This window comes from Cellvibrio sp. ARAG 10.3 (assembly GCF_051846955.1).
In the GTDB taxonomy this organism is placed as follows: Bacteria; Pseudomonadota; Gammaproteobacteria; order Pseudomonadales; family Cellvibrionaceae; genus Cellvibrio.
Map to the genome: position 1 here is coordinate 109,507 of NZ_JBPYCU010000010.1, position 14,677 is coordinate 124,183.

Here is a 14,677-nt window from a genome sequence, read left to right on the forward strand (position 1 = left end):
AAAACGCCGCGAGAAAATTCTCGCGGCGTTTTTTATTGAACCGCCGTCCTCACGAACGACGGTGGTATCAAACGATTAACAACCCAGGTTATTACCCGGTGTTCCGCCCAATATCTGGATGAAACTTTGGTACGAGTTGATCCGGCTTTGCACTTGACCCGGGTTACCGCCATTACATTCCAGTGAACCATTGATGGTGCGAATGGTTTCGCCGAAGCCGTAACCGCCGGTGATGGATGAGTGAGCCGGACGGTAACCCGCACCGCTTTGCGTCATCCAGAACCACAGCGCTGTGCGCCAGGCCGTCGTCGGGTTTTGCGATACCTGATCAGGATTAGCCCACAAATCCAGCCCCAATGCTTGACCAGCGGTGCAGTAGTTATAGTTCCAGCTCAACTGGATTGGGCCACGGCCATAGTAGCGCTTGCCGGGTGCACACACGCCGCAGGGCGTTGCGCCACCAGAGCAGTATTCACCTTGGGCAATCTCGTTGATGTAAACCAAACCACCGGTTTCATGGGAGAAGTTCGCCAAGGCTGCAGCGGCTTCACGTTTTCTCACCTGGATATCGCCCGTGTTGGCAAATGCCGGGAAGGTATTGGCCGCCGCCACCAGACCACTGTAGGTGTAGAACGAATTGCGATTCGGGAACATCTGATTGAATTGCGCTTCGCTCACAATGGCTGCAAAACCACTGCCCGTGCCTGTTGATGAAGAAGAACTCGAATTGTTGTTGCCACCGGGACAAGCGGCGACCGGCTCCCAGAACCAGGTGCTGATGGTGGGATCGTAACCGGGGTTATCATGTTCGGCCATGTAGTAGGAACCGTTGAAGACCACCACATTACCGGCGTAGTAATTGGTCCCGGCTGACCACTGCGGGCAAGAGCCGCCGTTGTTGCCGCTGGAGCTGGATGAACTGGAATTGGTGCCACCCGGACAGGATGCAACCGGCTCCCAGAACCAGGTGCTCACGACAGGATCGTATCCCGGGTTAGCATTCTTCGCACGGTAATAAGCGTTGTTGTAACGCACCACAACACCGACATTGTAGTAAGTGCCAGCTGTCCAATTCGGGCAGGAGCCACCATTGTTATTGTTGTTGCCGGAAGAAGAGCTGGATGAGCTGGATGGACCACCCGTACTGCCACAGGCACCGAGACTGGTCCAGGCATTATCCCAGGCCCAACCGGCGCCCGGCGCGTAGGGCCCGCCCACACTGCACCAGCCACCGACAGTACACCGATACGCCACACCGAGATTTTGCACGATGCTGCCATTGCTGTAACTGGCACCATCAGAATACTGAGCCACACCGGAACAGTTATACGCATAGACGTGACCAGCAAATAGCATAGTCGCCAATAACCCTAGAGCTTTTTTTATATTCATCATCTTTTAGTCCTTCGTGTTTCCCGTCTGCGCGGGAGAAAAGTTGAATCAACTGTGAATCGCATCAATAACTCACGATTCATCATGGTCACAGCCATACGATTATTTTTCAGTCCTGTGCAGAAAGCTCCGTGCGGAATATAGCCCAACTAAAACGTACTACATGGCTGCGCGAAGATGTGACTTGCTAATTGACCGAATACCACACAAGACACAACAAGCAGGTAAGTCACCTTACCGTCAACGACATTAAACCCGGAGGACAACGTTGTCAACGAAAAGCCAGCCAGGCTGACTTTTCGTTTTTCACGTGTTATCCGGTTAATTACAACTGCGCAGATAACTCCACGCATTTGTCCATGCCCAACCTACACCGGGCTCATACGGACCACCGATGGTGCACCAGCCACCGACCGTACATTGATATTCACTACCCGCATTGCGTACCTTCGCTCCCGTTGCATAGGTAGCGCCTTGTACAAACTGCGGCGAGGTGCAATTGCCACCGCCAGTTGAAGAACTGGATGAACTATTCACTACAGATGAGCGGCTGGACGAAGAAGGACCACTGCCACCGCAACTGCCCTGATTAATCCACACATAGTTGGAGCCCGTGCCCGCCGACGGGTTATCGCCTTGCGTCCACCATTGCGCCTGATAACGGATATTGTTCAACTTGACTTGCTGGCCACCGGTATAAATGCTGTTGGCATTCCAGGTCGGCAAGTTAGTGCAGATGTTGGTGGGTGTGCTGCTGGAGCTCGAGGACACGCTGGAGTTACTGGAGACGCTGGAATTATTTCCGCCACTGAATACCACGTCAGAACAGGCATAAAACGCTTCAGGGCTGTCGGAGCGTTGCCATACACCGTAGATCACATGACGACCACTGCGCGCGGGAATATTGCATGTATGAGCAGGATTATTTAAAGCACCTTCCGGTGGTGTTTCGCAAATCAGGCTTAAATCACTCCAACGTAACGGCGTGGTGGGATTGTAGCCGTTGTTGGTAATGTAATAACGATAGTAAAGCGTTTTGTGCGCGGCTGAATTATTCCAGCGAAACGTGTAACTGCCCGCCGAGATATTTGTAGCGGTCCAGTCGTTACGCGCAAGATCCTGGCCTTTGAAATAGTTGGGGTCACCACCGCTACACAATTGGCCATTCGGAACTTTTGATTGATGATTGCCGTTAGCATCACCTTGGCGAATACCGTTCCAGTCGTACAAACTGGAGGCACCACCAGCGGCTGAAATTGCCTGGCAACCGGCCGATTGTGGTGTTTGGGGTCCTTCCTGATAGCAGCGCCAGATTCTGCTCGCCGGCGCCGTCATGGTGCCATGTGCCAGTACAGTTTGGGTGGAGCTGAGAAACAATCCGCCGACGCAACCCGCCAACAACAGGCTTCGATTCAGCGATTGTAATAACGATGTATTTTTCATCTTACAATCTCCTGTTAATTTATCATTCGCCTCAACTTGTACAGCTACCGCATCACATGCACAGCTACGCATTACACTCTGTCGTGCAACAACAATCTGGAGCAAACCTACGCCCGATGGACAACGTTGTCAATTTAACTATTTGATACACTGCTCAAAATAATAAAAAGATGTGCGTCTTGTTTGCTTTACAACATCAACATGTGAAATCCGACACCAGGCCAAATATCAGAAAACCTGGCATAGTTCGCACCGAGAGATTTTGTATTCAATCCGCATGCCAAAACCAGCAAAAAAACCTATGGAAATGCAGCATTTCTTCCGTTATGTCTGTTTTCAATTAAAACACGAGATAATTTATTTCATAAAATTATTTATAAAATGATAGTTTATACCACGCCATAAAAATGAAACCTGCGCCACACCACTTTGACAACGTTGTCGAAATTCGAGGAAAAACAGCGCATTAGCTTGGGGGGTTCAGGTAAGGAATCAGCGCGTAAATGGCAAGGGACTTCAGGAACGAGCGATAATGTACGTGGCGCCCGAAGGCCATGACATGAAAACGATACTGCCTTGCCACCAGCGACGAAAAGCACAGTAAATGTGCAACGCGCTGGAAAATCCGGGGCGTTGCACATAAAAGTTACATTGGTAACGGGAAATTTGGTAACAGTGCAAGGTGAAGTGGTGCCAAACATCTCGCGCAACACTATAGTTATTCACAGTTTTAAACGCAGGCTTCCTCTATCCTGCTGTTCCCCTAAACTTCCTCAAGGAACTGAACTCATGAAGAGATTTTTTACCTCGCTATTATTGGGTTGCCTTTGTTTCAGCGCCCAGGCCAACACCGAGCATCCATTGATTAGCGCTTATCCTGAAGCCAGGTTGCGCAAGCAACTAAGCTACGATTACGAAACCTTCCGCTTTCCCACGACGGTAGTCAGCGAAAGTCAGAGCTATGACGTAATGGATGCGACCGGCGATCTGTATCAGTACTTTTATACAATCAAGGGAGCCTCAACGCTGAAGGTTTATGAAAATTATGCGGCGGCTTTAAAAGCACTGGATTTCACGATTATTTTTTCTTGCCTGCGTGAAGCCTGCGGCACCGAACAGACGAGCAAAGTATTAGGCGAACATTTGTCGCCGGAGGGTGCTGTCTATAATTATTATCACAAGCCTTACTACCTGCTTGCGAAAAAAAATACGCCCAAGGGTAAGGTCATCGGAGCCTGGTTTATCGGCGGCTACGAAGATGAAACAGCGGTGCAACAAGTCATCGTTGAAACCGAACCATTGGAAAATACGCTTATCAAGGTGGATGCCGCCTATCTGTCGAATAAACCACAGGCGACCTCCCCCACCGAAACAGCCGATGCCAAAGAGTTAAGCAAAGACCACAAACTCTTTGCCCGTTATCCCGGCGCAGCGCTGCGTAACCACGAAACGGTTGATTACGAAACCATGACCTTACCGGCGGCACCAGGCTCCCAGGGTCAGCAGCCCCTTAAGTTGAGCGGCGACTTGGCGCGGCATTTTTATATCATCAAAGATACCTCGACGCTGAAGATCTACGAAAACTATAAACAGGCACTGGACAGCGCCGGTTTCAGCATCCTGTCTCACTGTGAATTGGAGGCGTGTGGCAAAGAGGCTCAGCAATTAGGAAATAGCATTTCCGTTGAGAACGCCGTCTACAACTATTACCGGAAGCCTTACTATCTGGTGGCGAAAAAAGCTGTTGATGAGCGTGAGGTTTATGTGGCCTTGTTTATCGGCGCCTACGAAAGTGAAGCGGCGGTGCAACAAGTGATTATTGAAACGGAAACCCTGGCCACAGATTTAATCAAGGTTGATGCGGACTCACTGAAGCAACAACTTGAGGCCACCGGAAAAGCACTTATTTACGGTATTTATTTTGATACCGGCAAAGCCGTGGTTAAACCGGAATCCAGAGATACCCTGAAAGCCATTGCCACCTTATTAACGCGCAACCCCGCGCTGTTGCTTTACGTTGTCGGCCATACCGATGATACCGGCACCCGGGAAAATAATGTGACCTTATCCCAACAACGCGCAGCGGCTGTTGTGGATAATCTGGTGAAACAACACGGGATTGCACCGACACGTTTGCTGGCCCAAGGCGTAGGCCCTTTTGCACCAGCGGCGTCAAATGACAGCGACACAGGAAGGGAAAAAAATCGGCGGGTGGAGTTGGTTAAACGCTTGCAATAGTGAACAGTGTTAGCTGATCGGGCCAGGAAAAATTTCCTAGCCCGTATCATCGTTGGTTTCCAGATCAATATCAGCAACCAGATTTTTTATTGCCAGCACTTTGTCGATACGCATTCCATCCATATCGACAATCTCCAAGGTCCAGGGCTCCAAAATGACTTTGTCCGTGGTCATCGGTACGCGGCCCAATAAATACATAAACAAGCCATTCAGGGTTTCATACTCACGGGTTTTTTCACCGGGCAACTCACTGAGCCCCAAACAATCCTTTAATTCAGGCGCTGATAACAAGCCATCGAGTAATAAGGAACCATCCTCGCGTTGAATCACCATCAGGTCGTCACCATGGGGCGGACTAAATTCGCCGGTTAATGCCTCCAGCAGATCCTGCAGAGTCACAATACCTTTCAGGTCTCCATATTCATCGACCACAAAAACCATCTGGGTATTAGTCGCACGAAAATGCTCCAGCAATGCCATGCCGGTAAAACTTTCTGCAATAAAATGACACGGCTGCGCCAGGGCTTTTATATCGATCTCCTGGCCGGAGATGGCCTGGGCAAACAATTGTTTGGCGTTAACCACGCCAATTAACTCATCCATATGCCGGTGGCACACCGGAAACCGCGAGTGGGGCGATTCCATAATGCGTTGTAAATTTTGTTCAAGCGTCAGTGCGGTATCCAGAAAGACGATGTCCGTACGCGGCACCATCATTGACGACACCGGCCGTTCATCCAGGCGAAACACATTGCGCACCATGGTGTGTTCGCTTTGTTCAATCACGCCCGAGACAGAGCCTTCTTTGAGAATCGCATGGATATCTTCTTCGGTGACGGCAGCGTCGCCGGTATCCTTAAAACCGAGTATCCGCATCAACCAGTGAGTCGAGACCGACAAGAACATCACGAAGGGTCTGGTACCGGTAGCCAGAAATGCCATCGGGCGTGCAATCAGGCAAGCGATACGTTCCGCGCTGATCTGGCCGATACGCTTGGGCACCAGTTCACCCACGATGATGGAAAGGTAAGTAACCACCACCACTACCAGGATTGTCGATGTGATACTGCTGCTTTTAGCCTCCATGCCCAGCTCCTGCAGCCAGAGGGCAAAAGGCTCGGCCAGCAAGGCTTCCCCGAAGATACCGTTCATAAGACCGATAGAGGTAATGCCGATTTGCACAGTAGAGAGGAATTGGGTGGGGTCCTCGGCCAATTTCAGAGCCGCTTTGGCTGAGGCACTGCCTTTGGCACTCAACGCGGCGAGACGGGATTTGCGCGCAGTAACGATGGCAATTTCTGACATGGCAAACACGCCATTCAGCAGGATAAGACCAGCGAGAACCAGGAATTCCATAAAAATGTTGTATAGCCCAAGGAGTCGGCAATCCTATCAGCAAAACCACCCCTTTTGTCAAAAATGAGACCGCGGCTCGCAATATCGAACGGAAACCCGGCATAGCCCTTGCGGAGGACTTGCGTGCTAAATCCGCAGGCTTTAGACTCAGCCAAGGTTCCACGCCAAGTGCACCTCGCAACGACTGCAAGAGGCCCCCAGGCCATCCGGTTGACGGAACGACATTGAGTAGCTAAATACGCACCCACAAACCAGGGTTTGTGCAGGAAAACACCCTTGGAGGTGAATTTCAACGGTGCCAGATAAATACAATAAAAGGCGAATCATTGTGAATAACAAACCTATCGATCTTAAAAGTGTGCTTTTCACCCTCAGCCAGCTGCAATCCACGCTGGAAGTACTCTCCCAACGGGTTCAACCAGCTCCTCAGGGCGCTTACGACATAGGGACGTCATCCGTGTTATCTGCGGAAAATTCACGGGATTATTCACCGCAGGAAAAAAAACATTCCTGAGGGACTTCTGCTGATGTGATTCATTCACGTGACGACGGGATGTCGATATCAACTTCGCCTGCAAGAAACAGGCAAAGTCGATAGAGCTTGTCTATAATTCGGCGAAACTCGACGGCCCGAATTATGTTCACACTATGCGGATGATCCAGCTCCCCCTCCAGAATTTGTTACGGTCGGATGACAATCCGGCCGTTGATGGAGCGGATCATTGAAGTCCGTCGCTCTTCTTACTCCCCTGCGCGCTGTACTGATATTGTCGTTATTGATGATCAGCATCGCCGGCGCAAGCTTCGCGTTCAATGAAAAGTCCCTGGCTGAGCAAATGTTTAACCGTTACGGTGATGATGGTCGCTCGCTATTTAATGCCTGGCGCGCGCTCATTAACCAGGGAGTGAATCTGACCGAACAGGAAAAACTTAATCGGGTAAATGATTTTTTCAATCGGTCTATTGCATTTCGCACTGACCTGCAACAATGGCAACAGCAGGATTATTGGGCCACTCCCCTTGAAACACTCGGTGTAGGTGCAGCTGATTGCGAGGATTACACCATTGCCAAATACATCACGCTGTTAAAACTGGGCGTGCCCGGTGAAAAGTTACGCCTGATTTATGTGAAGGCGCAAATCGGGGGCCCTCACAGCACATTCTTTCAAGCGCATATGGTGCTGGGTTTTTACCCTACTCCGCATGCTGAGCCTCTGATACTTGATAATCTGATAACAACGATTGAACCGGCCGGCAAACGCCCGGACCTGCGTCCCGTATTCAGTTTCAATGACGTTGGCCTGTGGATTGGCCGCAACCGGGAATCGCGAGCCGATCCCGGCGCACGTTTGTCGCGCTGGCGCGATGTGTTAACGCGTATGCGCACTGAGGGATTCCACCCCTGATGTCTCGCACACATTTTTTTGGAGAGGTGTATGTCACTGATTAAACAACTATGGCTGGGAATTCTCGCCATTTTATTGCTGGCGCTGGGTGGCAGTTTTGTTATCAGTGCGCTGTCGGCCAAAACCTATCTGGAAACACAACTGCATTTAAAGAATATTGATAATGCCACTGTGTTGGCACTATCCATGACACAGATGGAAAAAGACCCGGTCACGCTGGAGCTGCTTATCGCTGCGCAATTCGATTCAGGACACTATCAACGTATCGCCCTGGTCGATCCCGACAATAACCTGATTATCGAACGCCGCTTTAATAACACGGTTGATGGTGGCCTTGACAGTGATATTACACCGGCAGTGCCTGAGTGGTTCACACAGTTGATTTCACTCAAGGCATCACCGGGCATCGCACAAGTACAAGATGGATGGCAACAATACGGCACGCTGATTGTTGAAAGTCATCCGGGGTTTGCCTGGCAGGCACTGTGGGATGGCACGCTGGATTTGCTGCAATGGTTTTTAGTCGCCGCCTTGATTAGCAGCCTGATCGGCACGGTCATCCTGAAATATATTTCTCGTCCGCTGGACCTGGTTGTACAGCAGGCAGAAGCCATTGGCGAGCGGCGCTTTATCACCTCAGCAGAACCACGCACTGCTGAATTCCGCCGCCTGGTACGCGCCATGAACAGCCTGTCTGCCAATGTAAAGATCCTGCTGGAAAAAGAAACACGTCAACTGCAAAGCCTGCAACGGGAATCACAACAAGATCCGCTGACCGGGCTGGCTAATCGGGCGCATTTTTTAAACCTGCTGGATAGTCAGCTAACTCGTGAAGATGCCGACAATTACGGTATTTTGGTCATCACGCGTGTAATTGGACTGGCTGCACTGAATCATCAAATAGGGCGTGCCCGCGTCGACCAATTGTTATGCGCGCTTGCCGAGTCTTTACAGGCATTCTCTCAACATTTTGCTCAAGGCTATGTGGGCCGCTTGAACGGCAGCGACTTTATTTTACTTATCCCCGGCCATCTCAATGCGGAAAAAATAGCGAATGATATTGCGCAGCAGTTAGCAGCCCTGATCAACCACTCGCAGCACACGGCTAACTTGCCGGTTGCTGCCTGCAACTACATAACTAATGAAAGCCGTGCAGCGTTGATGAATAAGCTGGACGGCGCCCTGGCCCAGGCTGAACTCAAAGGTAGTCACGCGGTGGTAACCCTGCAACAGGGAAGCATTTCCCGTCATCCCAATGTCAATGAATGGCGCGATGCGATTGTGCAAGCGCTGGCGGCCGGACAACTGGAGTTGGCAAGTTTTCCGGTCAGACAAGCCGATGGCTCTATTGTGCATTTCGAAGCACCTATGCGCCTCCAACTTGATGGCCAATTGCAGCCGGCAGGTTACTTTGCGCATTGGGCTAGCCGTTCAGGTTTGATGCCGCGTATTGACCTGGCCGTTATCGGTATTGCATTGCGTCAACTCAAACATATGCAATTACCCCTGGCTGTCAATGTTTCTGCGGAGTCACTTTGCGATGCCGATTTCCGCGTGCAGCTGATTGAACTGCTGCGCGATCAAGCTGAGCAGGCCAAGGATTTGTGGATCGATTTTGCAGAGACCTGTGCATTACGACACGCGGCTGAATTTCGCGCATTCAATGCATCTTTACGCGCGCTCGGTTGCAAAGTTGGTCTGGAACATGTCGGTGCTGAGTTCAGTCACATTCGTGAATTGCAGGATTTGGGGATTGATTACATCAAAATCGATAGCGCTATCGTACGCAATATTCACGAGAACAGCGGCAACCAACACTTTTTACGCAACCTGAACAAAATCGGCCATTCATTGGGTTGTATGATGATTGCTGAAGGAGTGGTACATGAACAGGAAAAAATTATGCTCTTTACGCTAGACGTAGATGCGGTTACCGGACCAGGTGTGTAGCCCGCATCAAAAATTAAAGCCCAAGGTCATCGCCGTCATCCAATACATCCACCGCTTTGGTTTGACTGCGCCAGTGCCGCCGTGAAAGCAATTTTTGTTGTGCTGCATCGGGTAGGTCGGTAAAGCGAATAACGTTACGCTCAATCAGTAATCCCACCAGGTCTTCCAACACCCTCGCCATATCCAGGTCAGATTTTTCCAACAAACGTTGATGATCTGATGCAGAGTATTGCATAAACTGATGTAGATCTTCTGCATCATCCGCAAGGAATTCATCAATGCCCTGCTCTTTCATCTTGCTGATGGCAATAATCTCTCCCGCCGGATTGCGTTTAACAAACATGGCTATCTCCGGTAAATGATGGTCGTTTTATAGCGAGCTAAGTTAATCAACACCTAATTAATCGACCAGCAAATTATTTGCATTTTGTAACTGTGCAATAATCTCAGCGTTAGTACCACTCAGGCTAACGCCCTCCAAAACAATAATCTGGTCAGTCACACCTGCATCATAGCCCGCATCCGCATAGCCGCCCGTGCTGCTGACGTGAATCCGGGTATTACTGCCATCATTTTCGAAATGTAAGTAATTCGTTAGCGGGTTGCTTTCCTCGCCTTGCAACAAATCCGCCAAGCTCAATACATCGCCCTGGGCGAAATTAACATCGCCGATTTTATCCACGGCAGGAGCACCGGGCGTACCTGCATCGCCGAGGCTCCAGGCAAACGTATCCGCACCTAATCCGCCCAATAAATAATCATTACCGGCGCCGCCGATGAGGGTGTCATTGCCATTCAGGGCATAGATAGCATCCGCGTCCCCAGAACCAGTTATCACATTATCGGTTGGTGTGCCCACTATGTTATTAAAGTCGTTGGATAATACTTCAAAATTCAAGATGCTTGTGGCACTGGCACTATCAGTGTTATCCGTTGCGGTTGCTATCACGGTCAGGCTGAAGTTGCCTGTATAATCCGTCGGCGGAATTACCTGAATATTATCTATTCCCCAACCTGTCACATCGACTGAATCCAAACCTGATGTAGCGGTAAAAACGTTAACTCCATCAGTCAGCACAACGCCATCCGGCACAGTGGAGATGGTCACATTCATCGTCTCTCCCGGCGCACCAACCGAAGCAGAAATATTCATTAAAAAATAGGTATATTGATTTGTTTCGGCAGGATAGTAACCTCCATCCCCATTAGGCACATAGGAATCAGTTGTAATACTTTCGGAGAGATAACTCACATCGGGATAGAGATAGAAATTTTCTGTGCTTAAGGCAACAGGGGCATTCCCGTCAACCGATAGGCCCAAATTCAGATTACCTGCTTCATTGCCATTGTAAGCAACAACTTCAAACGAATAATAACCAGATACCGCAACAGGGAATTCAAGTGCTGCACCAGACCAGTTCCCCTCGCGAACCTCGTCATTGATCGGCCCCCATTGATCAAAGCCGGCGTTATAAACTATGTTGCCACCGATTTTTACCAGCAGCGTATCGTCCCGACTGCCCGTTAATTGATAACTATGCCCCGCCTCCAAATAGACATAGCCGGTGTATTGATAAGCGTCATCAACGCCTACTGTAGGCAAGTAAACATCTGAAACGATATTTTCGGATGTAGGTACCGCAGCTTCCACTGCGACTTCAACCAATTCAGGATTGGTCGCAGTACTGGCATCAACATTCGCAACATTGTCATAAAATCTTTGCATGAGCCCAACACTGGCAGGCACAGGTAAAACGTTATCGCCACTTATTTGAATAGCGTTTGCAGATAATATTGGCGTATCCGCAACAGGTAATACATCTACAGTTATTGCACTCGTGACACTACCGCCATTTCCATCGGTCACCGTAACGATAAAACTATCACTACCATTGTAATTAGCGTTTGGCGTGTAGGTGAAGGTGCCGGTGTCGGGATCGATATTTACGGTGCCATTGGCCGCCGCAGTAGTGACGGTATAACTGAGGTTGTCGCTATCGATATCGGTCGCACTGATTTGACCCGTTACCGCAACATCTTCATCAGTGGTCAGCGCAAGATCTGATGCGACTGGCGCATCATTTTCAGAAACAACTGTTAATGATGCGGTATTGGGTATATTGACTGTGCCGTCTGAGACTCCAAAAGCAAAACTGACCTCACCATTCCAATCAGCGGCGGGTGTAAAGGTCCAGGTACCATCACCATTATCAATCAAACTGCCACTGCCGGTCGTGAGGGATAAATTAATCGCCGTTAATGCATCACCATCCAGATCACTTGCACCAGCCAACAAATCAGTTTGCGTAATAACGATGCTGCCGTCTTCGTTGATGTCTGCCAAGGTCACAGGTGTAACAACCGGCGCATCGTTTACTGACGTGACACCAATGGTGACGGTACTCGTCGTTGTACCGCCATTGCCATCACTAATGGTGACGATAAAGCTGTCGGACCCGTTGTAATGGGCATCAGGTGTATAAGTAAATTCACCGGTTGACGGGTTTAATATCAGCACGCCGTTTTGCGGTGAAGTGGTGACGGTGTAGCTCAATGTATCGCCATCAACATCCGTCGGACTGATTTGACCCGTTACGGCAACATCTTCATCAGTGGTCAGTGCAAGATCTGATGCGACCGGTGCATCATTTTCAGAAACAACCTTTAATGATGCGGTGTTGGGTATATTGACTGTGCCGTCTGAGACTTCGAAGGCAAAACTGACATCACCATTCCAATCAGCAATGGGTGTAAAGGTCCAGGTGCCGTCACCGTTATCAATCAAACTGCCGTTGCCGGTGGTTAGGGATAAATTAATCGCTGTTAATGCATCACCATCCAGATCACTTGCACCAGCCAACAAATCGGCTTGCGTAATAACGATGCTGCCGTCTTCGTTGATGTCTGCCAAGGTCACAGGCGCAACAACCGGCGCATCGTTTACCGGCATGACGCCGATGGTGACGGTACTGGTCGTTGTACCGCCATTGCCATCGCTGATGGTGACGATAAAACTGTCGGAACCGTTGTGATGGGAGTCAGGTGTATAAGTAAATTCACCGGTTGATGGATTCAATACCACGACACCGTTTTGCGGCGCTGTGGTGGTAGTAAAATTCAATGTATCGCCATCAACATCAGTCGCACTGATTTGACCCGTTACGGCAACATCTTCATCAGTTGTCAGTGCAAGATCTGACGCGACCGGTGCATCATTTTCAGAAACAACAGTTAATGATGCGGCGTTAGAAATATTGACTGTGCCGTCTGAGACTTCAAAGGCAAAACCCACATCACCATTCCAATCAGTGGCGGGTGTGAAAGTCCAGGTACCGTCACCGTTATCGATCAGCCTGCCACTACCGGTTGTCAGGGATAAATTAATTGCAGTCAGCGCATCACCATCCAGATCACTTGTACCAGCCAACAAATCAGTTTGCGTAATAACGATGCTGCCGTCTTCGTTGATGTCTGCCAAGGTCACAGGTGCAACAACCGGTGCATCGTTTACCGGCGTGACGCCGATGGTGACGGTACTGGTCGTTGTACCGCCATTGCCATCGCTGATGGTGACGATAAAGCTGTCGGAACCGTTGTGATGGGAATTAGGCGTATAAGTAAATTCACCAGTTGACGGGTTTAATACCAACACGCCGTTTTGCGGCGCTGTGGTGGTAGTAAAACTCAATGTGTCGTCATCGACATCCGTCGCACTGATTTGACCCGTCACCGCAACATCTTCATCAGTTGTCAGTGCAAGATCTGATGCGACCGGCGCATCGTTTACCGGTGCAACATTAACGGCGACCCTACTGGTAACACTGCCACCCTGGCCATCGGAAATCACCACGACAAAACTGTCAGCGCCATTAAAATTGGCAGCCGGGGTGTAAACAAAATCACCCGTTACCGGATCAAGAGTGACGCTGCCGTTAGCGGGTGCAGTGCCCAAGGTATACCCCAAGGTATCACCATCCACGTCAGTGGCCAGCACCTGCCCTGCAACGGCGGCATCTTCATCGGTGCTCAGGTTCACATCAGCCGTAACAGGAAGATCATTGACCGGCACCACTGTGACATTGATTGTACTGGTGGTGCTGTTGCCACGCGCATCGGTGACGGTAACAACAAAGTTATCGGCACCGTGGTAGTTGGCAGCAGGTAGGTAAACAAATTGACCGATGGTGGTATCCAGCACCACCGAGCCGTACGTGGGGTGGGTCGTGATCTGATACGTCAGCGCATCGCCATCAGCGTCCGTTGCCAGGATACGTCCGATGATAGCTGTATCTTCGTCGCCTTGAACATTAAGGTCAGCGGTTACCGGCGGATAATTGATACTGCGGGCTTCCTGTTGCGCCGGCGCTGTTGGCAACGGCAGCGTATCGGTAAATTCAAAGCGATGTAGTTCAGGCGTATCGATTGCCAAGCGGGCCAGTTGCACAAAGCTGATGCCACCCCCACCGGCACCGCCAGCCAAACCTGCCGCCGTATCTTCCATTTCCTCCAGAAGATCACCACCCTGCTCCAGGATTGCCAAAGCTTGCCGAACCGACTCATCTTCCACCGCCGCTTCATCGGCGCCAGCGGCCAGTTCATCCCACAAGTCACGCCCCATGGCCACTTCCTGATTCCCCGCGATAGCCACGGGAATACCATCACCAAAGTCCAGTTCTACACTGGCACCTTCAGCGGTCACTATCACTTCATCGGCATTTACCAGGCTACCGGCTTGAAGCGGGCGCAGACTACCGTCCGGAGATTTGGCCCAGACTTGTCCCTGGGTATAAGTGACTGTGGCGACGGCATTGCTCATAAGGTGCTCCGCAAACGGGTATGGGGTTGAGTGCCCAAGTCAGGGATGGGCATAATGGAGCGCACTTTATGTTGAA

Annotated in this window: 9 protein-coding genes; 4 read left to right on the top strand and 5 right to left on the bottom strand. The window is 50.3% G+C overall.

Annotated features, from left to right (window positions below):
- Window positions 1-75: 75 nt before the first annotated feature.
- Together ACSV5M_RS13755 and ACSV5M_RS13760 are read right to left on the bottom strand one after the other, a co-directional pair.
- Complete coding sequence (locus ACSV5M_RS13755; protein WP_439176812.1) at window positions 76-1,395, bottom strand: glycoside hydrolase family 19 protein; 1,320 nt, start codon at window positions 1,393-1,395, stop codon at window positions 76-78.
- A 318-nt stretch (window positions 1,396-1,713) separates the two neighbouring features.
- Window positions 1,714-2,835 carry a lytic polysaccharide monooxygenase auxiliary activity family 9 protein gene (locus ACSV5M_RS13760; RefSeq protein WP_439176813.1) on the bottom strand — a complete coding sequence of 374 codons (1,122 nt, stop codon included), beginning with the start codon at window positions 2,833-2,835 and terminating at the stop codon, window positions 1,714-1,716.
- A 789-nt stretch (window positions 2,836-3,624) separates the two neighbouring features.
- Here ACSV5M_RS13760 and ACSV5M_RS13765 point away from each other — a divergent pair.
- Window positions 3,625-5,073 (top strand): OmpA family protein, encoded by a 1,449-nt coding sequence (locus ACSV5M_RS13765; RefSeq protein WP_439176814.1) that lies wholly within the window; start codon window positions 3,625-3,627, stop codon window positions 5,071-5,073.
- Window positions 5,074-5,109: 36 nt separating this feature from the next.
- Here the strand turns inward: ACSV5M_RS13765 and ACSV5M_RS13770 are convergent, their stop codons facing one another.
- Window positions 5,110-6,429 carry a hemolysin family protein gene (locus tag ACSV5M_RS13770; protein ID WP_439176815.1) on the bottom strand — a complete coding sequence of 440 codons (1,320 nt, stop codon included), beginning with the start codon at window positions 6,427-6,429 and terminating at the stop codon, window positions 5,110-5,112.
- Between the two features lie 328 nt (window positions 6,430-6,757).
- Here ACSV5M_RS13770 and ACSV5M_RS13775 point away from each other — a divergent pair, with 328 nt between their 5' ends.
- The 3 genes from ACSV5M_RS13775 (at window position 6,758) to ACSV5M_RS13785 (ending at window position 9,785) form a co-directional block, all read left to right on the top strand.
- A complete protein-coding gene (locus tag ACSV5M_RS13775; protein ID WP_439176816.1) occupies window positions 6,758-6,943 on the top strand; it encodes a hypothetical protein in 186 nt (61 codons plus the stop codon).
- 208 nt (window positions 6,944-7,151) lie between these two features.
- Window positions 7,152-7,835 carry a transglutaminase-like cysteine peptidase gene (locus ACSV5M_RS13780; protein ID WP_439176817.1) on the top strand — a complete coding sequence of 228 codons (684 nt, stop codon included), beginning with the start codon at window positions 7,152-7,154 and terminating at the stop codon, window positions 7,833-7,835.
- Window positions 7,836-7,865: 30 nt separating this feature from the next.
- Entirely contained in the window at window positions 7,866-9,785 is a 1,920-nt protein-coding gene (locus ACSV5M_RS13785; protein ID WP_439176818.1) for a bifunctional diguanylate cyclase/phosphodiesterase, read from the top strand.
- Window positions 9,786-9,798: 13 nt separating this feature from the next.
- Here the strand turns inward: ACSV5M_RS13785 and ACSV5M_RS13790 are convergent, their stop codons facing one another.
- Both ACSV5M_RS13790 and ACSV5M_RS13795 read right to left on the bottom strand, forming a co-directional pair.
- Window positions 9,799-10,128, bottom strand: a complete 330-nt coding sequence (locus ACSV5M_RS13790) for a hypothetical protein (protein WP_439176819.1) — start codon at window positions 10,126-10,128, stop codon at window positions 9,799-9,801.
- Between the two features lie 57 nt (window positions 10,129-10,185).
- Entirely contained in the window at window positions 10,186-14,601 is a 4,416-nt protein-coding gene (locus ACSV5M_RS13795) for a retention module-containing protein (RefSeq protein WP_439176820.1), read from the bottom strand.
- Window positions 14,602-14,677: the final 76 nt, after the last annotated feature.

Excerpts from the sequence above, each read along its gene's own strand:
- ACSV5M_RS13755 (WP_439176812.1), bottom strand. The coding sequence starts at position 1,395 with ATGATGAATATAAAAAAAGCTCTAGGGTTATTGGCGACTATGCTATTT.
- ACSV5M_RS13760 (WP_439176813.1), bottom strand. The coding sequence starts at position 2,835 with ATGAAAAATACATCGTTATTACAATCGCTGAATCGAAGCCTGTTGTTG.
- ACSV5M_RS13765 (WP_439176814.1), top strand. The coding sequence starts at position 3,625 with ATGAAGAGATTTTTTACCTCGCTATTATTGGGTTGCCTTTGTTTCAGC.
- ACSV5M_RS13770 (WP_439176815.1), bottom strand. The coding sequence starts at position 6,429 with ATGGAATTCCTGGTTCTCGCTGGTCTTATCCTGCTGAATGGCGTGTTT.
- ACSV5M_RS13785 (WP_439176818.1), top strand. The coding sequence starts at position 7,866 with ATGTCACTGATTAAACAACTATGGCTGGGAATTCTCGCCATTTTATTG.
- ACSV5M_RS13790 (WP_439176819.1), bottom strand. The coding sequence starts at position 10,128 with ATGTTTGTTAAACGCAATCCGGCGGGAGAGATTATTGCCATCAGCAAG.
- ACSV5M_RS13795 (WP_439176820.1), bottom strand. The coding sequence starts at position 14,601 with ATGAGCAATGCCGTCGCCACAGTCACTTATACCCAGGGACAAGTCTGG.